The 18713-nt window shown below is 65.5% G+C and carries 17 protein-coding genes; 10 read left to right on the forward strand and 7 right to left on the reverse strand.

Features of this window, described 5'->3' with window-relative positions; genetic code table 11:
- Positions 1-13: 13 nt before the first annotated feature.
- A complete protein-coding gene (locus tag ABFX29_RS10530) occupies positions 14-1441 on the forward strand; it encodes a mycothione reductase (RefSeq protein WP_152229192.1) in 1428 nt (475 codons plus the stop codon).
- A gap of 85 nt (positions 1442-1526) precedes the next feature.
- Here the strand turns inward: ABFX29_RS10530 and ABFX29_RS10535 are convergent, their stop codons facing one another.
- A complete protein-coding gene (locus ABFX29_RS10535) occupies positions 1527-3335 on the reverse strand; it encodes an AMP-dependent synthetase/ligase (protein ID WP_152229191.1) in 1809 nt (602 codons plus the stop codon).
- 248 nt (positions 3336-3583) lie between these two features.
- On the opposite strand from ABFX29_RS10535, the gene ABFX29_RS10540 reads away from it, so the two are divergent.
- The gene (locus ABFX29_RS10540) at positions 3584-4546 is read left to right on the forward strand and encodes an ROK family glucokinase (RefSeq protein WP_246167696.1); all 963 of its coding nucleotides are present in this window, start codon (positions 3584-3586) and stop codon (positions 4544-4546) included.
- A gap of 13 nt (positions 4547-4559) precedes the next feature.
- Here the strand turns inward: ABFX29_RS10540 and ABFX29_RS10545 are convergent, their stop codons facing one another.
- Positions 4560-5084: a hypothetical protein gene (locus ABFX29_RS10545; RefSeq protein ID WP_152229189.1), complete on the reverse strand. Its 525-nt coding sequence runs from the start codon at positions 5082-5084 to the stop codon at positions 4560-4562.
- Positions 5081-5845 carry an alpha/beta hydrolase gene (locus ABFX29_RS10550; protein WP_152229188.1) on the reverse strand — a complete coding sequence of 255 codons (765 nt, stop codon included), beginning with the start codon at positions 5843-5845 and terminating at the stop codon, positions 5081-5083. Before ABFX29_RS10550 ends, ABFX29_RS10545 begins: the two co-directional genes overlap by 4 nt.
- Positions 5846-6024: 179 nt before the next feature.
- Here ABFX29_RS10550 and ABFX29_RS10555 point away from each other — a divergent pair, with 179 nt between their 5' ends.
- Together ABFX29_RS10555 and ABFX29_RS10560 are read left to right on the forward strand one after the other, a co-directional pair.
- Positions 6025-6963: a lysophospholipid acyltransferase family protein gene (locus ABFX29_RS10555; protein ID WP_152229187.1), complete on the forward strand. Its 939-nt coding sequence runs from the start codon at positions 6025-6027 to the stop codon at positions 6961-6963.
- Positions 6964-7043: 80 nt separating this feature from the next.
- Entirely contained in the window at positions 7044-8432 is a 1389-nt protein-coding gene (locus ABFX29_RS10560; protein ID WP_152229186.1) for a class II 3-deoxy-7-phosphoheptulonate synthase, read from the forward strand.
- A 54-nt stretch (positions 8433-8486) separates the two neighbouring features.
- Here the strand turns inward: ABFX29_RS10560 and pknB are convergent, their stop codons facing one another.
- Entirely contained in the window at positions 8487-10547 is a 2061-nt protein-coding gene (pknB, locus tag ABFX29_RS10565) for a Stk1 family PASTA domain-containing Ser/Thr kinase (protein ID WP_246167695.1), read from the reverse strand.
- Between the two features lie 93 nt (positions 10548-10640).
- On the reverse strand, positions 10641-11996 hold the full coding sequence (locus ABFX29_RS10570; protein WP_152229184.1) for a lytic transglycosylase domain-containing protein: 1356 nt from the start codon (positions 11994-11996) through the stop codon (positions 10641-10643).
- 227 nt (positions 11997-12223) lie between these two features.
- Here ABFX29_RS10570 and ABFX29_RS10575 point away from each other — a divergent pair, with 227 nt between their 5' ends.
- Positions 12224-12577: an Rv2175c family DNA-binding protein gene (locus ABFX29_RS10575; protein ID WP_152229183.1), complete on the forward strand. Its 354-nt coding sequence runs from the start codon at positions 12224-12226 to the stop codon at positions 12575-12577.
- A gap of 8 nt (positions 12578-12585) precedes the next feature.
- Here ABFX29_RS10575 and ABFX29_RS10580 read toward each other — a convergent pair whose 3' ends face one another.
- Both ABFX29_RS10580 and ABFX29_RS10585 read right to left on the reverse strand, forming a co-directional pair.
- Positions 12586-13689 carry a polyprenyl synthetase family protein gene (locus ABFX29_RS10580; RefSeq protein ID WP_152229248.1) on the reverse strand — a complete coding sequence of 368 codons (1104 nt, stop codon included), beginning with the start codon at positions 13687-13689 and terminating at the stop codon, positions 12586-12588.
- Between the two features lie 41 nt (positions 13690-13730).
- Complete coding sequence (locus ABFX29_RS10585; RefSeq protein ID WP_152229182.1) at positions 13731-14246, reverse strand: hypothetical protein; 516 nt, start codon at positions 14244-14246, stop codon at positions 13731-13733.
- Between the two features lie 85 nt (positions 14247-14331).
- Here ABFX29_RS10585 and dinB point away from each other — a divergent pair, with 85 nt between their 5' ends.
- The 5 genes from dinB (at position 14332) to ftsL (ending at position 18703) form a co-directional block, all read left to right on the forward strand.
- Complete coding sequence (gene dinB, locus ABFX29_RS10590; protein WP_275124672.1) at positions 14332-15555, forward strand: DNA polymerase IV; 1224 nt, start codon at positions 14332-14334, stop codon at positions 15553-15555.
- Between the two features lie 170 nt (positions 15556-15725).
- The gene (locus ABFX29_RS10595) at positions 15726-16106 is read left to right on the forward strand and encodes a DUF3040 domain-containing protein (protein WP_152229181.1); all 381 of its coding nucleotides are present in this window, start codon (positions 15726-15728) and stop codon (positions 16104-16106) included.
- A 292-nt stretch (positions 16107-16398) separates the two neighbouring features.
- Positions 16399-16830, forward strand: a complete 432-nt coding sequence (gene mraZ, locus ABFX29_RS10600) for a division/cell wall cluster transcriptional repressor MraZ (protein ID WP_152229180.1) — start codon at positions 16399-16401, stop codon at positions 16828-16830.
- Between the two features lie 194 nt (positions 16831-17024).
- On the forward strand, positions 17025-18023 hold the full coding sequence (gene rsmH / locus ABFX29_RS10605) for a 16S rRNA (cytosine(1402)-N(4))-methyltransferase RsmH (RefSeq protein WP_152229179.1): 999 nt from the start codon (positions 17025-17027) through the stop codon (positions 18021-18023).
- Entirely contained in the window at positions 18020-18703 is a 684-nt protein-coding gene (gene ftsL / locus ABFX29_RS10610; protein ID WP_152229178.1) for a cell division protein FtsL, read from the forward strand. Before rsmH ends, ftsL begins: the two co-directional genes overlap by 4 nt.
- Positions 18704-18713: the final 10 nt, after the last annotated feature.

Genomic DNA, 18713 nt, shown 5'->3' on the forward strand with positions numbered 1-18713 from the left:
ATAGACTGGAAAGGTGACCCATTACGATCTCGCCATCATCGGCTCCGGCTCCGGCAATTCCCTCATCACCCCCGACTGGGACAACCGCAAGGTAGCCGTTATTGACGGCGGCACCTTCGGGGGGACCTGCCTGAACGTTGGCTGCATTCCCACGAAAATGTTCGTCTACCCCGCGCAGCTCGCCGCTTCGGCAGCAGAAGCCGCCAGGCTTGGAGTGGACCAGCGGGTGGAAAAAGTCCGCTGGCGGGAAATCCGGGACCGCATCTTTGGCCGGATCGATGCCATCTCCGAGGGCGGCCGCCGCTACCGGGCGGAAGAGCTGGAAAACGTCACGCTCTACAACGAGTACGTACGCTTCACCGCCCCGCACCGGCTGGAGACCGCTTCCGGGCAGGAAATCACCGCAGACCAGATCGTTGTGGCAGCCGGTTCCCGCCCCATCCTGCCGGACATTCCAGGCATCGGGCTGCCCCAGGTGCACACCTCGGACACCGTGATGCGCGTCGATGACCTGCCGGGCCGCGTACTGATCGTGGGAGGCGGTTACATTGCCGCCGAGTTTGGCTTTGTCTTCTCCGCCTTCGGATCCGAGGTGACCATGGCCGTGCGGTCGGGTGCCCTGCTCCGCGCACAGGACGAGACTGTTTCCGAGCGCTTTACCGCGGCAGCTTCAGAACAGTGGGACGTCCGGCTGAACACGCAGCTTGCATCCCTGGCAGAAAACACGGACGGGTCGGTGCGCGCCGTCCTGGACGGTCCGTCCGGGACCGCGGAGCTCGACGTCGATCTTGTCCTGGTGGCCACCGGCCGGGTCCCGAACACGGACCGGCTGGATCCCGCGGCCGCCGGCCTGGACGTGGAAGCCGACGGCCGCCTGGCGGTGGACGAGTACCAGCGGGTGCTCAGCGGCGGCAAGCCGGTTCCCGGGCTCTGGGCACTGGGCGACGTGAGCGGCGCGGACCAGCTCAAGCACGTCGCGAATCTTGAAGCACGCACGGTGGCCCACAACCTGGTCCACCCCGGCGACCTGCAGGCATCCTCGCACCGCTTTGTTCCCGCCGCAGTGTTCAGCCACCCCCAGATCGCATCCGTAGGGCTGACCGAAGCAGAGGCACGGGACTACGCGCTGGCCAACGGCATGGACCTGGTGATGGCGGTGCAGGAATACGGTTCGACGGCGTACGGCTGGGCCATGGAGGACACCACCGGCTTCGTGAAGCTGCTCGCGGACCGGACCACCGGCCAGCTGCTGGGTGCGCACATCATGGGCCATGAGGCGTCCATGCTGATCCAGCCGCTCATCCAGGCCATGGCTTTCGGGCTCGACGCGGCCACCATGGCACGCGGCCAGTACTGGATCCATCCGGCACTCACCGAGGTAGTGGAGAACGCACTGCTCTCCCTGGGCACCAGCCCCCAGGACACCGAGCTTCGGCCCTGAGCCCTGAGCTGAAAATGAGGCAGGAGCCGGCGGATAGTCCGCCGGCTCCTGCCTCTTCTGGTGCGCCGGTTGCCTGCGGGGCCGGCTAGACCTTCTGGCCGGAATAGATTTCCTCGACCACGTCGGAGAAGTCCTTGAGCACCTGGGCGCGCTTGATCTTCAGGGACGGCGTGAGGTGGCCGCTGGATTCGGTGAAGTCAGTGGTGACTACGCGGAACACCTTGATGGCCTCAGCCTGGGAAACAGCCTTGTTGGCGCGGTCCACCAGGGCCTGCAGCTCATCCTGGAGCTGCTTGGACTGCGCTGCTTCGGACACGGTGGTGGATGCCGGCATGCCGTGGCGTTCCAGCCAGCCCGGCAGTGCCTCTTCATCGACGGTGATCAGCGCGGAGATGAACGGCCGCTGATCGCCGACAACGACGCACTGGGAGACGATCGCATCCGCGCGGATCGAGTCTTCCAGCATGGCGGGGATGACGTTCTTGCCGCTGGCGGTGACGATGATTTCCTTCTTGCGGCCGGTGATCTTCAGGAAGCCGTCGGAATCGAGCTGGCCGATATCCCCGGTGCGGAACCAGCCGTCCGCGAAGTTTTCCTCGGTGAGGTCCGGGCGCTTGAAGTAGCCCTTCATAACGCTGATGCCCTTGGTGAGGATCTCGCCGTCGTCGGCAATCTTGACTGCGTTGCCCGGCAGGGGAGCGCCAACCGTGCCGATCTTGATCAGCTGGGGCGTGTTCACGCTGATCGGGGCAGTAGTCTCGGTGAGGCCGTAGCCCTCCAGGACCATGACGCCGATGCCGTGGAAGAAGTGGCCGAGCCGGTCTCCCAGCGGCGCGCCGCCGGAGATGGCGTACTGCACCCGCCCGCCCATGGCGGTACGGATCTTGGAGTACAGGAGCTTGTCGAACAGCGCGTGGCGGAGCTTCAGGCCCAGGGGCACCTTGCCCGCCTCATTGGCCTTGGACCATTCGATGGCGGTCTTGGCGCCGGCGTGGAAGATCTTGCCCTTGCCCCCGTCCTCGGCCTTTAGCATTGAGGAGTTGTAGACCTTCTCAAAGACGCGGGGGACCACCAGCAGGAAGGTTGGCTTGTAGCTCTGCAGGTCCGGAAGCAGGTTCTTCACATCCGGGGTGTGGGCCACGGTGGAACCGGCCGCGACTGCGAGGACGGAAATGAACCGTGCGAAAACGTGTGCCAGGGGCAGGAACATGATGGTCTGGGCGCCCTCCTTGGCAACTTCGGGCAGCGCCGCCGTTGAGTTGCGGGAGAGGTTTACGAAGTTGCCGTGGGTCAGCTCGCAGCCCTTGGGCTTTCCGGTGGTGCCCGAGGTGTAAATGATCGTTGCGGTGTCTGCCAGGCTGGCCGCGGACCGGCGGGATTCAAGTTCCTCGTCGGTGACGTCCGCTCCGGCCTCACGGAGCGCGTCCAGTCCGCCGCCGTCGATCTGCCAGACGTTCTTCACTGCGGAGAGATCCGCATCCGCACCGGCCTGACGGACAACGTTCTCGTGGCGGGCCGCCTCGACCACCACGCCAACCGCTTCCGAGTCGCCGAGGATCCATGCGACCTGGGCGGGGGAGGACGTCTCATAGACCGGAACTGAAACTGCGCCGGCAAACCAGATCGCAAAGTCGACCAGCGTCCATTCGTACCGGGTGCGTGCCATGATGCCCACGCGGTCGCCCTGGCCAATGCCGCTGGCAATGAGCCCCTTGGCAATACGGGAGACATCAGCCAGGAACTCTGTGGCGGTGATGTTCTGCCAGTCATCACCGGTTGAACGCACGGCGAAGAGGGCCGGATTGGAAGGCTTGGCTGCCTGTTCCAGAAGCAGGTCCGTAGTGTTCGTCTCCGGTGCGGATTCCACCAGGACTGGAACGCTGTATTCGCGCACGATAGCTCCTTTGATATCTGTTTGGACGGCGGGTTGCCCCTTAGCCTATAACCTAGATCACATTTTATACTCGCGGGTAACTTTCGAATGCATAACGCTTGCGTGTCCGGGGGTTGCCGTTTGCCTACAATGGGTCTTTGATGCATTCCTCAAACCCAGCTCCGGTTCCCCTTACTCCTGCCGCGCGGTGGTCCCGCCGACCCTCAGACCCCCTGCGTCCGCGGCGGAGCACGAGGCTTTCGTCCCCCATGCGCCGGCGCGGCCTGGCCATTGGGATCGACATTGGCGGAACCAAGGTGGCCGCCGGACTGGTGGATGCCAGCGGCAGGGTGCTGGAGGTCCTCCGCCGGTCCACGCCGGGGCAGGACCCGCGCGAAGTCGAAAACGTCATCGTGGAGCTGGTCCGCGAACTCTCCGCGCACAAGCACGTGTGGTCGGTTGGAATCGGCGCTGCCGGATGGATGGACCTGGCCGGCAGCACAGTTCTTTTCAGCCCGCACCTGGCCTGGCGCAATGAGCCCCTGCAGGAGAACCTGGAGCGGCTGCTGCGCCGCCGGGTCTACCTCGCCAACGACGCCGACGGTGCCGCCTGGGCAGAGTGGCGCTTCGGTGCAGGCAGGGGAGAGAGCAGGCTTGTCTGCATCACCCTCGGCACCGGAATCGGCGGTGCAATGATCATGGATGGACGCCTGGAACGCGGACGCTTTGGGGTTGCCGGGGAATTCGGCCACCAGATCATCATGCCGCAGGGCCAGCGCTGTGAGTGCGGCAACCGCGGCTGCTGGGAACAGTATGCGTCGGGCAATGCACTGGGACGCGAAGCCCGTGAGCTCGCTGCCGCCAATTCCCCGGTCGCCCAGGAAATACTGCGCAGTGTCGAGGGCCGGATCCCGGACATCACCGGGGCGGTTGTCACCAAGCTGGCGCTCGAGGGGGACCGCACCGCGATCGAGCTGGTTGGCGAGGTTGGCGAGTGGCTCGGGCTGGGCCTGTCGAACCTCGCTGCGGCGCTGGATCCGGGCATGTTCGTGATTGGCGGCGGACTGAGTGACGCCGGGGAGCTGCTGCTGGAACCGGCCCGGAGGGCCTATGCCCGGAACCTCACCGGGCGCGGTTTCCGCCCGGAAGCCCGCATTGAAAAGGCGGCGCTCGGCCCTGAAGCAGGGCTGATCGGTGCAGCGGACCTTTCCCGGGTCGCTGCCCGGCGGTGAAGGGACGCTGCGGCTAGACCGCCGCGCCGTCGTCGCCCTCATCCCGGGACTGGGGGAGGCGGAACAGCAGGTAGCCGGCACAGGTGACGAAAATGGCGACGATGCCCAGGACTACGGCCATCGGCGCACCGCGCCAGAACATGGCGAACAGCAGCAGCAGCAGCGGCCCTCCCGCAGCACCCAGCCAGGCCAGGATCACCAGCGGCTCGCCGCTGCCCAGCGGCGGCGGTTCCTCCGGGACGAACGAGCCGTCTGATTCATCTTCTTCCGGGCTGTAATCCCGGGGGCCGCCGGGAGGCTGCGGTGAGCGGTGCAGCGGCTGGTTCTCGAAAATGGCGCGGGTGCGGTCCGCTGCGGAACGCGGCCCTGCAGCCGGCGGCACGCCGGGACCGGGGGCCGGGGATGATTCCTCCGGCGTCTGCCGCTCCGGGGCCTGCTGCCGGGGGTCCGTCTCCGGTGTTTCCTGCAGGCGGGCAACCAGGTCCAGCCAGGTGGCCTCGTCCGTGGACTCGTTACGGTCCGGTTCGCGTTCGTTCATGCTGCGGCACCTGCACTCACCCGTTGGATGAACTCGTGGGAACGGTCAAAGATCAGCTGTGCGTCATGGTCCATGGTGGCCACATGGTAGCTGTTCGTGAGAGGGACTACCTCCAGCTCGGCGCTGCCGAGCAGCCTGCGTATGAGGTCCATGCTGGATTCCGGCACCACAGGGTCCACCGTTGACCGGAACGCGATCACGGGCACCTTGACGTCGGGCAGGTGCCCGGCGGTGTCCTTGAAGAGCCGAAGCAGCTGGGCCACGGCTCCTACCGGAGTGCGCGGATAGGCTCCCTCGTCCTGCCCCGGCATGCGGATACTGTTACCGATCGCGGGAACGGAGGGCATCACGTACTTGAGCAGGTGGGCGTAGCGCGCGCGGGCATCCGCGACGGTAAGGCCGGGATTGACGACGGCGACCCCGGCTACCGGCTGCCGCGCGGCCAGTCGCAGCGCCAGGGCTCCGCCCATCGACAGGCCGGCGGCGAACACCCGGTCGGTCCTTCCAGCCAATTCCGTGTACGCATCCTCGTAGGCCTGGTACCAGTGCTGCCACGGTGTGCGTGCCAGTTCCTGCCACGTGGTTCCATGCCCGGGCAGCAGGGGGAGGCTGACGGCGTACCCTGCGTCCGCGAGGTAACGGGCCCAGCCCAGCATGCTCACGGTGGAACCGGTGAACCCGTGGCTGAGCAGCACGCCGGTGGATGCGTTCGGGCCCTCGCCGGCACTTGAAAACGGTGCCGGGCCCACAGGGGAAGTCATGTCTCTATGGTTGCATTAGGCGGGCGATTTTCCACCCCGCGGGAAACAAAGTCGACCGTGTCAGAAGAGGCAGAAATTCTACGCTGCCGCCGCGGCGCTTACAGTAGTACTAAGGGGAGCCAATCGGGTTCCTTGATTGTGTTCCTTAATTGTGTTGTCCGGACGGGAGAGCTGGCCGCGTGTTCTATTGGGTGATGAAGACGATTTTCATCGGACCGGTGGTGAATCTCCTGTTCAGGCCTTGGGTCAAGGGCATGGACAATGTTCCCGCCACAGGGCCGGCGATCCTCGTCAGCAACCATCTCTCCTTCTCGGACTCCATCTTCCTGCCGCTGGCCGTGCCGCGTCCGGTCAGTTTCCTGGCCAAGTCGGAGTACTTCACGGGGCGGGGCATCAAGGGCAAGCTCACGGCGGCGTTCTTCCGCCTTACCAACCAGCTGCCCATCGACCGTTCCGGCGGTGCTGCCTCCGAGGCCGCGCTGCGTGCCGGAGTGAAGGTGCTTGAGGGGGGTAACCTCCTGGGCATCTATCCGGAAGGAACCCGCAGCCCCGACGGCCGCCTCTACCGCGGCAAGACGGGTGTGGCGAAGATGGCACTGCAGACCGGCGTGCCCGTGATCCCCGTGGCCATGATCGGAACCGACAAGGTCCAGCCGATCGGACGCCGCATCCCGAATATCCGCAGGATCGGCATTGTTGTTGGCGAGCCGCTGGATTTCTCCCGCTATGCCGGAATGGAAAACGACCGCTTCGTCCAGCGTTCCGTCACTGACGAGATTATGTACGAACTCATGCGCCTTTCCGGCCAGGAGTACGTGGATGTGTACGCCAGCACCGTCAAGGACAAGATGGCGGCGGCACGCAAGGCGTCCAAGACAGCCGAGTCCCGCAGCGCCGCCGTCCGCCTGCCGCATGCCGAAACCCCGGAGCCCGGGGTGGGCCCCGGGACCGGGCGCCGGAACGGCCACAAGGAACCCGGCGAGGTTACCGTCATCGGTGCGGCGGACGCGTCGGTGCAGCCGCAAGCGTCCGTGCAGCCGGAAGCGTCCGTGCAGGAGCCCCGCGAAACCGGGGACAAGGGCCCCGGAGGGGCGCAGGAGACCCCTCGCGGCGCCTAGGGAACCCGCCCGCCGCCCCGTACTGCGTAACAGGACACATTGGATCGCTGAGGGCGGACGCCGCGACGTAGGCTTAAGGGGTGACCCATAAACCTGCTGAACTTGATCCCAGTTTCCCGCCGTCCTCCGGTGCCGCCGTGTATCCCGGACTCGATGATTGGCGGTCGCTGCCTATCTCCCAGCAGCCCACCTGGCACGAAGACCCCGGGTATGACGCCGCGGTAGCGGAACTCTCCATGGTTCCGCCGCTGGTCTTCGCCGGTGAAGTGGACATTCTGCGTGAACGCCTTGCCCAGGCTGCACAGGGAAAGGCCTTCCTCCTGCAGGGAGGCGACTGCGCGGAGACGTTCGAGGCGGCGACGGCAGACAAGATCAGTGCCCGCGTCCGCACCATCCTGCAGATGTCGGTGGTGCTGACCTACGGAGCCTCCCTGCCCGTCATCAAGATGGGGCGCATGGCCGGCCAGTTCGCCAAGCCGCGTTCCTCGAACGACGAGACGCGGGGCGGCGTGACCCTGCCGGCCTACCGTGGAGACATGGTCAACGGCTTTGAATTCACCCCCGAATCCCGCCGCCATGACCCGGCCCGCATGGTGCGGGCTTACCACACCTCGGCTTCCACGCTGAACCTGATCCGTGCCTTCACGCAGGGCGGCTTTGCCGACCTCCGGCTGGTCCATCACTGGAACCGCGGCTTCACGGCCAACCCGGCACACTCCCGCTACGAGTCCCTCGCCCGCGACATCGACCGTGCCGTGCGCTTCATGGACGTCTGCGGCGCCGACTTCGAGGCACTGAAACGCGTGGAGTTCTTCGCCAGCCACGAGGCCCTGCTGCTGGACTATGAGAGGGCACTGACCCGGATCGATTCACGGACCGGCCAGCCTTATGACACCTCCGCCCATTTCCTGTGGATCGGTGAGCGTACCCGTGACCTGGATTCGGCCCACGTGGACTTCCTCTCCCGTGTCCGTAACCCCATCGGCGTGAAGCTTGGCCCCAACAGCACGGCCGAGGACGCGCTGGCGCTGATCGACAGGCTGGACCCGGAACGCGAACCGGGCCGCCTGACCTTCATCACGCGCATGGGTGCCAAGAACATCCGCGAGAAGCTCCCTGCCCTCGTGGAGAAGGTCACTGCAACAGGTGCGCAGGTGCTCTGGGTGACGGATCCAATGCACGGGAACACGGTTACCTCCCCGAACGGATACAAGACCCGGAACTTTGACGACGTCATGGACGAGGTCCGGGGCTTCTTCGAAGTCCACAACGAACTGGGAACCTTCCCCGGCGGACTCCACGTGGAAATGACCGGCGACGACGTTTCGGAGTGCCTGGGCGGTGCTGACCCGGTGGACCAGGAGGCCTTCGTGGAAGGCTACGAATCGGTCTGCGACCCCCGCCTGAACCACATGCAGTCCCTGGAGATGGCTTTCCTGGTGGCAGGTGCCCTGGCGGAAAAGAGCTGATCGTACTGCGGCGGGGGCTGCACACGCAGTCCCCGCCGCAGTATCTTCGGGGCCCTAAACCACGGTCAGGGTGATGACCGAACCTTCCGCCGCGGTGCCTCCGGCGGGATCCTGGGCCCGGACTGTTCCGAAGAAGCCGCCGAGGATTTCGTTCACCTCGACGCGGAACCCCAGCCGCTCAAGTTCCTGGCGGGCGGTGTCTGCCTGCTTGCCCACATAGCTGGGCACCTGGACCATGCGGGGTCCGTCGGAGATGGTCAGGGTGACGGTTCCGCCCCGCTCAAGGAGCCCGGACGAGGGGTTCTGCACTGCCACTGATCCCTTGGGAACATCGGTGCTGTTGATGCGTTCGGGCGAAACGGAGGCCGCCAATCCTGCTTCCTGGATCAGCCGTACGGCTTCCTGTTCGGTCTTACCGGCCACCACAGGTACCTCGACCGGTGCCGGACCCTTGGAAACAGTAAGGTCCACGGGGGTGCCGCGGCGCAGGTCAGCGTCGGCTGCCGGTACCTGGGCAAGGACCTGCCCCGCCGGAACATCTTCGCTGAACTCTTCGGTGACGGTACCGGTGGCCAGTCCTGCCTCGGAGATTTTCTCCTCGGCATCCGCCAGGGAACGCTGGATGACGTTGGGAACGCTGAACAGTTCCGGCCCCCGGGAAACCAGCAGCGTCACCGGCTGGAACCGCCGGACCTGCTGTGCCGCAGCCGGGTCGGTTCCCACGGCCATTCCAGCAGCGATCACTTCGTCGTACACCTCGCTGGTGGTGTAGCGGAGCCCTTCCTCGCCAAGCCTGCTTTCGGCTGCCTCAACCGAGGTGTTCGCGACCTCCGGGATGGAAACCAGTGCTCCGGGGCCGGCGCCGAAGAACCAGCCGGCGAAGGCCGCCGCAGCTACGAGCAGGGTGAGCAGGAGCGCCACCACTACGCCCCGCCTGCGCGGACGGCCAGAGCGCAGGGACACTTCAGGGCGCTGTGCGGCCCTGCTGGCCTCCTTCTGGCTGGCCTTGAAGTCCTTCCGTGCCTGTCGCCGTCCTGCGCGTGCGGACAGCTCCGGGTAGTCGTCGTCGGATTCTCCCGGCAGGTCATCCTGGATGCCCTCGTCGGTTACGGAGTGGCCCAGGACGGTTGTGGGGTTGTCTGCGCGCTGGAGGACTTCGGTGGCGCCCGGCTGCGCCCGGCTGATTACTTCCGTGGCGCCGGAAGGCGGCTGCGTGATCACAGTGGTCCGGTCGGCGGGACGCTGTGCCGGCGGACTGCCGGGCGCGTGGAAGTCCAGCTGTTCGTCGGTCAGCGACGTGCGGATGTGGCGCAGTTCCCCCAGCAGGGCCCGGCCGTCCACGGGCCGGTCTTCGGGGTCCTGCGAAGTGCACCACAGAACCAGCTCATCCAGGTCCTCAGCCAGGCCCGGGCAGGCAGCGGAAGGCGCGGGGACCGAGGAATGCACATGGGCGAATGCCACCTGGATCGGCACTTCGCCGGTAAAGGGCTGGGAGCCGGTGAGCATTTCGTAGAGCATGATGCCGGCTGAATAGATGTCGCTGCGTGCGTCTGCGCCGGCGCCGGTGACCAGTTCGGGGGCAAGGTAGGCAACGGTTCCGACGAGCGTGCCTGTGTTGGTGCTGGTGGTTACGGCACGTGCCAGGCCAAAGTCGGCAATCTTGATGGCGCCGCTGCTGGCCAGCAGGACGTTCTCCGGTTTTACGTCGCGGTGCACCAGCCCGGCTTCGTGTGCGGCGGCGAGTCCATCCACCACGGCGTCCATCATGGCCAATGCCAGGCGGGGAGAGAGCCTGTGCCGCTCGTTGAGGACGTCGCGCAGCGTGCGGCCGGGAACATATTCCATGACCAGGTAGGACAGCGATTCGGTTACGCCCTGGTCAAGGACGCCGACGACGTGCGGATGGGACAGCCGGGCTGCGGACTTCGCTTCACGTTCGAAACGGTCGAGGAATCCGCGGTCGGCAGCCAGATGGGGGTAAAGCACTTTCAGTGCGACGTCGCGGTCCAGCCGGGTGTCGGTGGCCAGGTAGACGGTGGACATTCCGCCGCGCGCGATGCGCGAACGCACCAGGTAGCGGTTGTCTACCAGGGTTTCCAGAAGTGGGTCACTCACGGGCTCATGCACCCTTTGATCCTATAAGCGGAAAGAGCCGGGAGGCGGATCGACACCCGATCCGCCTCCCGGCTTCAGTTCCCTGCGTGCGTGCTAGAAGCCGGACCGGTGCGCCAGGACCGAGGCCACGTATGCCTGGGTGTCCGGGTACATGCCCTGCGTGGTCACCGAGTACTGGCCCTGGTAGTAGGACGCGATGGCGACTTCCAGGCTGGGGCTGGTGCGGATGAGCGAACGGATGATTGCCACGCCCGCGGTGACGTTGTCCTGCGGGTCAAGCAGGTTCAGCTGGCGGCCCACCAGATCTGAGGCCCATTCACCGGAAGAGGGAATAACCTGCATGGTGCCGATGGCGTTTGCCGGGGAAACGGCACGCTGGTCAAAGCCTGACTCCTGCAGGGCGAAGGCCTGTGCCAGCGCCGGATCAACACCCATGGAGACGGCGGTGTCAGCGACCATCTGCTGCATCTGTGCGCGCGAAGGCACAGCCACGGAGTTCAGGGCCTGCTTGTTCAGGTTGGCGTTGGCAACAACGTGCTGCGGGTAGGTGTAATGCAGGAAGGTGCTCGGCACCAGGTCCGTGGGCGCGGCTGCGGGAGCGGCCGGGGCGGAGGAAGCCGTGGTGACGGTTGAAGCGCCGGAGAGGGAAATCGTCTGGCCCGGGCGGATCACGGAGTTCATGCTGAGGTTATTGGCATCCAGCACGGACTTCAGGCTGACTCCGTGGCGCGCTGCGATGGCGCCCAGGGTGTCGCCCGGGACCACGGTGTAGGTGCCGGCAGCCGGTGCAGCGGGCGCGGGTGCCGCCGGGGCAGGAGTGCTGGAGGCTGTCGTAACGGAGGTGGGAGCGCCTGCGCCAATGGTGATCTTGTCCCCGGGGTAGATCACGCTGGTCATGCTCAGGTTGTTCGCCTGGAGGATGGAGGCCAGGCTCACGCCGTGCTTGGCAGCAATGGCGCTCAGGGTATCCCCGGCGGCCACGGTGTACGTTCCGGCAGCAGGGGCCTGGGCCGAGGGAGCAGCCGCCGCCGGAGCGGAGCCGGTGAGCTTGAGTTCCTTGCCTGCATAAATGATCGAGGACGGCTGCAGGTTGTTGATCCGCAGCAGTTCGTTCATGTCCAGGCCGTACCGGGCGGCGATGGAACTTACCGTGTCACCCGGGACGATCCGGTGCGTCGCGGGAACCGAGGATTCAGCGGCGACCGTGGCCGGGACCTGCGCGGCCAGCTGAGCGGCAGGAATGACGGCGGACGGAAGGATCTTCTTGGCCTGCAGCGGAAGCTGCGGGAACAGTGCCTTGGCCGGGGACTGCGGAACCGCGGCCTGGGCGGGTTCGGCAAGAGCCAACGAGGACATCATGACAGCCGGAATCGCTGCCGTGGTTACAGCAACGCTCAGTTTGCGGGGCAAGGCAGCGGTACGCGGCCTGGCATTGGGCTGCACGGTCATAACGGGTCGTTTCCTCATCTGTTGGCGGGACGGCTTCTACCGCAATCCGCGGGACAAAAAATAAGTAGTGATACGGGTGTTACTGATGTGATTACTGTGACTAATGCGAATTTACACGAGAATTGCCGGATTGCGATACCCGCCGGGAAAAGTTATCGGCCTGTGCCGGAAGGGTGAAAGGTGCCCCGACTGGCCTGCATTGCCGCTGTCATGGCAATCTTGGGAACGTGAATGAACTCGAGGAACTGGTTTCCGACTGGCTAACCCTGCCCGATGTGGCCGAACAACTAGACGTAACAATCAGCAAGGTGCACAGCCTGCTGGAAGAACGGGCACTGCTGGCGGTGCGGCTCGGAGAACGCAAAATCCGCAGCGTGCCTGCCGCTTTTATTAATGACGGCGCGGTTTTGGACAGCCTGAAGGGGACTATTTCGGTCCTCACGGACGCGGGCTTCTCCGACGAAGAGATGCTTCGCTGGCTCTTCACCGCGGACGACACCCTTCCCGGGCGCCCTGTGGACGCCCTGAAGGAAGGCCGCAAGACGGAAATCCGCCGGCGGGCACAGGCCCTGGCCTGGTAAGACTGCCCCTAGGCAGTGCGGGTCACGGCCGCATGTGCCAGTGACTCAAGCGCCGAGCGGGTCTGCTCATCCACTGCCAGTGCGGCGAGGGTGGTGAAGGCCTGCTCGGTGTGCTCGGCGATAAGCGACTCAGTCGTTGCCAGTGCGCCGCTCTCCTCGATGGCAGCCCTCAGGGAGGCGACGGCGTCGTCATCCAGGTCCGGACGGCCCAGCTTGGCCGTGATTTCCTTCCGGACTGATTCAGAGCCAGTGCTGAGGGCATAGGCGATCAGCACGGTCCTCTTCCCCTCGCGCAGGTCGTCACCGGCAGGCTTGCCCGTTAGCTCCGGATCGCCGAAGACTCCCAGCACGTCGTCCCGGAGCTGGAAGGCTTCGCCCAGCGGCAGTGAGAACTCGGAGTACGCGGACAGCAGCTCGTCGCCGGCACCTGCCAGCGCCCCTCCGATGGCCAGCGGATGCTCGATGCTGTATTTGGCGGACTTGTAGCGCAGGATGTTCCGTGCCCGGACAACCGCGTGTTCGGGTTCGTGCCCCGGCCCAACCACTTCTTCAAGGATGTCCAGGTACTGTCCGGCCATCACTTCAGTGCGCATGCGGTTGAACAGCGCCCGCGCCCGGGTGTTATAGGCAGCTCGTTCGCCCACCGAGGTGAACGCCTCTTCACTCAGTGCCAGGCAGAGGTCGCCGGCAAGGATTGCGGCGGAGGAACCGAAGTGCTGTCCGTCCAGGAACCATTCGGCCTCGGCATGCCGGTTGCTGAAATGCCGGTGTACGCTGGGCGCCCCGCGGCGGGTGTCGGAACGGTCAATGATGTCGTCGTGGATCAGGGCGGCGCTCTGGAACAGCTCCAGGGCAACCCCAGCCCGGATGGCCGGAGCCCCCAGCACGTCCCCGCCGGCGCCGCGCCAGCCCCAGTAGTTCAGCAGGGCACGCAGCCGCTTGCCGCCCCGGGCCAGTGAATGGACGGCGCCAAGCAGCGGAACTGACTCAGCGGAAACGTCTTCCAGGACCTCGCGCTGGACGCCGAGGAAATGCTCCAGATCGGCGGAAAGGGACTGGCGGTATGCAGCCTGTTCCTGCACCACGTCCCCGGGCGCCTGTCCGGGTTCCATGTTTGCTTCCGATGCGGCGGGTGCCTGGCTCACGAAGCGTCCTATCCTGCGGTCTCGGCGGTAGCGGGAAGCACGTTCGCACCCACTGTGTAGATGGAGGTTCCGTCACGGGTGACGACCGAAACATTCACCGTTTCCGTATCCGGGCCCGTTGTGCGGGCGAAGTCCTTGGCTGGGGTGGAGTCCACTGCGTCGCCTTCGAGGGCCATGAACCCAAGACCCTCGAAGTGGGCCGTGTAGAAAGCGAGGATCTCCTCGGGCGTGGCGGGGGAGGAGGCGGTCATGGATGCCGTAACCAGTCCGCCGTCGGACTCGTAGCTGGAGGCGGTGGGTTCGGATCCCGCGAAGACGGGGATGAGTGCTTCCGGGAACCCTGCGGCAATTGCCGACGAAGGCGAGGGAGACGGCGTCGGTCTGGCCTGGGTTGCAGAGGGCGAAGCGGATGCCGCAGAGGTGGCGGGGGAAGCGGTGGCGTCGGGGGAGCTGGTTTCGGAACTGCAGCCGGCAACTGCGGCCAGGATGGCCGCGCTGCAGGCAATGGCGAGGATTTTCTTCATGGGGATCCGCATCGACGAAGGGTCAGGGCCTGCAACCCAGTCTAGGCGAGCGTGCGAGGGTCTGCTGGCTGCTTAGTATGAGGACGTGGGAACAGAAACGCGGGCACCGGCCGAAAACCGGGACTGCACCATCATGCACGTGGACATGGATGCCTTCTTCGTCGCCGTCGAGCTGCTCCGCCGCCCGGAGCTGGTGGGCGCCCCGGTCATCGTGGGGGGCCTGGGCGGCAGGTCGGTTGTCCTCTCGGCATCCTACGAGGCCCGCCGTTTCGGGGTGCGCTCTGCCATGCCCATGGCCGCCGCCCGCAGGCTCTGTCCGCAGGCGGAGATCCTGGAACCGCACCAGGGTGTGTACCGGGAGGTTTCTGCCCGGCTCATGGCAATCTTCGAGTCGATAACGCCGCTGGTGGAACCCCTGAGCGTAGACGAAGCCTTCCTGGACATTGCCGGTTCCATGCGTCGTCTCGGCCCGCCCCGGAAGATCGGGGAACTGGTGCGCAGCCGGGTGTCGCAGGAACTCGGGATCACGGCAAGCGTGGGCATCGCGTCCACCAAGTTCGTCGCGAAAATTGCCTCGACCCGGTCCAAGCCCAACGGGCTGCTGCTGGTCCCAAAGGACGAAACCATCCCTTTCCTGCATGCGCTGGACGTTTCCGCTCTCTGGGGCGTGGGCGCAAAAACCCGCGAAGCGCTTGCCCGGGTTGGCATCAACACAGTCTTCGATGTGGCTCATACGCCCCCCACCGTCCTCCAGCGCCTCCTCGGCGCCACGGGCAGGCACGTCTACGATCTCTCCTGGGGGCGCGATCCGCGCGCTGTCACGCCGGTGCGCGTCGAGAAAAGCATCGGTGCGGAAGAGACGTTCGCGCGGGACGTGGATGAGGACGAGGTCCTTGAAACGGAGCTGCTCAGGCTGGCACACCGGACGGCCGCACGGCTGCGGGCGGCAGGCCTGCAAAGCCGTTCCGTGTCACTGAAGCTCCGGTACGCCGATTTTTCAACGCTGACCCGCTCCCGCACGCTCACTGAGCCGGTTGACAGCGCACAGCTGCTGTATGAAGCGGTGCGCGGCCTGCTGGCCGGCTTGGGAAGGCGGCCCATGAGTGTGCGCCTGATCGGGCTGCGGGCCGAGAAGCTGGAAACAGCTGACGGTGCCGCCCAGCAGCTGACCCTGGACGGCAGGGACGACAACTGGCGCTCGGCGGAGGACGCGCTGGACCGGATTAACCGCAGGTTCGGGGAGTCGGGCATCATGCCGGCCCGCCTGCTTGGACGGGACCGGAACAAGCCCCAGAGCGGGCAAGGCTGAGGTTTACCTGAGAGGATCATGCAGCGTCCGGCGGCGGCTTTCCCCGGACCCGTTTGCAAACTATCCTTGTGACTAAGTGCAGATCAGCGTCGACACCTCCGCGGGAACAACCACCACGCCGGGTTCGTTGCTTGATTTACAGGGCACATTTGGACCGCGAGGAGACAGTAATGGCACTCTCAGAACACGAGCAGCGCTTGCTTGATCAGCTGGAGCAGCAATTACACGCTGAGGATCCGAAGTTCGCCAATTCAATGGCGACGTCGGCGGGCCGAGGCATGTCCACGCGGAGGATCGTGCTGGGCGCGCTCGTGGCAGTTGCCGGTATAGCTGTCCTCATCTTGGGGATAACCCTGGACAGTCCGCTGAACATCCTGGTGGGAATCCTTGGCTTTATGGTCATGGGTGCCGGGATGTACTACGCGACCACCAAGGGCAAGCAGGCTGAGGCGCGGATCCCCGCCGGACGCAAGGAGCGTGCAGCTGCACCGCGCGGATTTATGTCCAACCTCGAGAGCAAGTGGGACGAGCGCAAGCGGGACCAGCCCTAGCGCCGCCCGCCTCCACTTCCCTCCCCGGCACCGCCGCGGGAGGCCGGAAAGACCCGCTACGGCGGGTCTTCTCCTTTTTAACCGCCAAACACCCCCTTGGGGGGCCGGTTTTCCCTCCACTGCACACCACCGGCCTCCTTGCCGCGTCCTTACTGGGAAGCAGGGGTGCGACGCGCCGAAAAACGTTATCGAATTGCGTTGACTGTGGAGGGAAGTGGAGTAAAGTGGGGGGCGTAAGAGGGTAGGGCAGCGTAGGAGGGGTGTAACTCCCGTATCTGACAGGTGGTGGGCGATGTTCCTCGGAACGCACTCACCGCGCCTTGATGAGAAGGGCAGGCTCATTCTTCCCGCAAAGTTCCGTGACGAACTGGCCGACGGGCTGGTGCTGACACGGGGCCAGGAACGCTGCATCTACGTCTTCAGCCAGAAGGAATTCGAAAAGGTCCACGAGCAGATGAGGCAGGCACCCCTGTCTTCACGCCAGGCCCGTGACTACATTCGTGTGTTTCTGTCCGGAGCCTCTGACGAAGTCCCCGATAAGCAGGGCCGCGTCACCATTCCGCCGGCACTGCGCTCGTATGCCGGGCTCGGACGTGAACTCGCCGTTATCGGCGCGGGCACCCGGGCCGAGATCTGGGATGCCACGGCATGGCAGGAATACCTGGAAGAAAAGGAAAACGCGTTTTCGGAAACCGACGAAGACACGATTCCCGGCGTCTTCTAGCCGTTGCAAAGCACGCAGTACAGCAGCATCCAGAGAATTCGAAGCCGGCAACGGCGGGATCTTGAACGAGATCTCCAGCCGCCCCGCGGAATTCACCTGGCTCACCTTCCCCGGAGCCAGGCGGACCGTGAGGCGCGGATGGGGATCTGGTCCAAGAACCCGCTGTGCCGGATAAGCAGCGGAGGGAGAGACCGATGAACGAAGACCGTCCAACTGAGGACCGGCACGTACCCGTACTGCGGGACCGCTGCATCAACCTGCTCGCGCCCGCCATTGAGGCAGCAGAGGCAGCCGGACGGACCGCCGTCGTCGTAGACGCCACGCTTGGCATGGGCGGGCACACCGAGGCCATGCTTGAGCGTTTTCCGAAGCTGCACGTCATAGGAATCGACCGTGACACGCAGGCCCTCGCACTGGCGGGGGAGCGGCTCGCAGCCTTCGAGAACCGCACCGACCTGGTGCACGCCGTGTACGACGAAATCGCAGACGTGGTTCAAGACCTCGGTTTCGATTCCATCGACGGTGCGCTGTTCGACCTGGGTGTGTCCTCCATGCAGCTCGATGAGCGGGACCGCGGTTTTGCCTACTCCTACGACGCGCCGCTGGACATGCGCATGGACACCAGCCGGGGCCGCACCGCGGCGGAAATCGTCAACAGCTACGACGAGGCCGAGCTGGTTTCCATCATCCGCCGCTGGGGCGAAGAGAAGTTCGCCGGCCGGATCGCATCTTCAATCGTCTCCACCCGCGCACGCAAGCCCTTCACCACTACCGGTGAACTGGTCGAAGCCATCCGTGCGGTGGTGCCGGCCGCAGCGGCCCGCACCGGCGGACACCCGGCAAAGCGCACCTTCCAGGCACTGCGCATCGAGGTCAACGAGGAACTCGATGTGCTTGAGCGGGCCATTCCGTCCGCACTGTCCGTGCTTGGCGTGGGCGGCCGGATCGTCGTCATGTCCTACCACAGCCTGGAGGACCGGATCGTGAAGGACATCTTCGCTGCCGGTTCCAGGTCCTCGGCACCCAAGGGCTTCCCGGTTGAGCTGGAAGAGCACAAGGCGCAGCTCAAGCGCCTGACTAAGGGCACGGAAGTTCCCACCGAGCAGGAAATAGCAGAAAACCCGCGTGCGGCATCTGCCAAACTGCGGGCAGTCGAACGGATTCGCGCAACCATGGATGGGGCACGTCGATGACTGAACGATCACCACGGCGCCGGCCGCAGGTGCCGGTGCGGGCGGCGCAGTCCGTCCAGGGCAACCTGGCACGCGCCCTGCCGCACGAGGCTCCGGAGCAGCCCGCTCCGCGCCGCCGCACACCGCTTGCCCTGGTTCCGGCAGCAGCGAGAAAGCGCCGCGTCCCCGCCGCGGCGCTGTGCTTCGCCGTGCTTGCCGCCGGCCTGACCGCAGTCCTGGGACTGAACATCTCCGTTTCCAGCGGCCAGTACCAGCTGGTCCAGCTGCAGAACCAGCGCACTGCGCTGATCCAGCAGAACGAGGCACTCACCCAGCAGGTGGAGCACAACCAGGCTCCCCAGGTCCTTGCCGGCGCGGCGGCTGAACTGGGCATGGTTGTTTCGCCCACCTTCGGTACCATCGATCTGCAGACCCTGGCCGTCACGGGCAATCCTGAGCCAGCCAAGGAAGGTGCAGGTCCCGGAACTCTTATTGAACTGCCCCAGGTCCTGACACGGCCGGTAACCCCGGCACAGCCTGCTGCCCCGGAACCGGCCGAAAACGCACGGGCCGCGGAACAGCAGGACAGTGCCTCTGCCGCTGCGGAACCGGAACCGGCTCCCGTGCCTGCTCCCGTTCCGGCGGAAGCAGATTTGAACGGCGGCACGATTCCGGCTCCCAGCCAGAGAAGCGGCCAGTAAAACCAACCAG

The sequence above is a fragment of the Arthrobacter gandavensis genome, assembly GCF_039528575.1.
Taxonomy (GTDB): Bacteria; Actinomycetota; Actinomycetes; order Actinomycetales; family Micrococcaceae; genus Arthrobacter_B; species Arthrobacter_B citreus_B.

Excerpts from the sequence above, each read along its gene's own strand:
- ABFX29_RS10540 (WP_246167696.1), top strand. The coding sequence starts at position 3,584 with ATGCGCCGGCGCGGCCTGGCCATTGGGATCGACATTGGCGGAACCAAG.
- ABFX29_RS10545 (WP_152229189.1), bottom strand. The coding sequence starts at position 5,084 with ATGAACGAACGCGAACCGGACCGTAACGAGTCCACGGACGAGGCCACC.
- ABFX29_RS10550 (WP_152229188.1), bottom strand. The coding sequence starts at position 5,845 with ATGACTTCCCCTGTGGGCCCGGCACCGTTTTCAAGTGCCGGCGAGGGC.
- ABFX29_RS10570 (WP_152229184.1), bottom strand. The coding sequence starts at position 11,996 with ATGACCGTGCAGCCCAATGCCAGGCCGCGTACCGCTGCCTTGCCCCGC.
- ABFX29_RS10580 (WP_152229248.1), bottom strand. The coding sequence starts at position 13,689 with ATGGAACCCGGACAGGCGCCCGGGGACGTGGTGCAGGAACAGGCTGCA.
- ABFX29_RS10585 (WP_152229182.1), bottom strand. The coding sequence starts at position 14,246 with ATGAAGAAAATCCTCGCCATTGCCTGCAGCGCGGCCATCCTGGCCGCA.
- ABFX29_RS10595 (WP_152229181.1), top strand. The coding sequence starts at position 15,726 with ATGGCACTCTCAGAACACGAGCAGCGCTTGCTTGATCAGCTGGAGCAG.
- mraZ (WP_152229180.1), top strand. The coding sequence starts at position 16,399 with ATGTTCCTCGGAACGCACTCACCGCGCCTTGATGAGAAGGGCAGGCTC.
- rsmH (WP_152229179.1), top strand. The coding sequence starts at position 17,025 with ATGAACGAAGACCGTCCAACTGAGGACCGGCACGTACCCGTACTGCGG.
- ftsL (WP_152229178.1), top strand. The coding sequence starts at position 18,020 with ATGACTGAACGATCACCACGGCGCCGGCCGCAGGTGCCGGTGCGGGCG.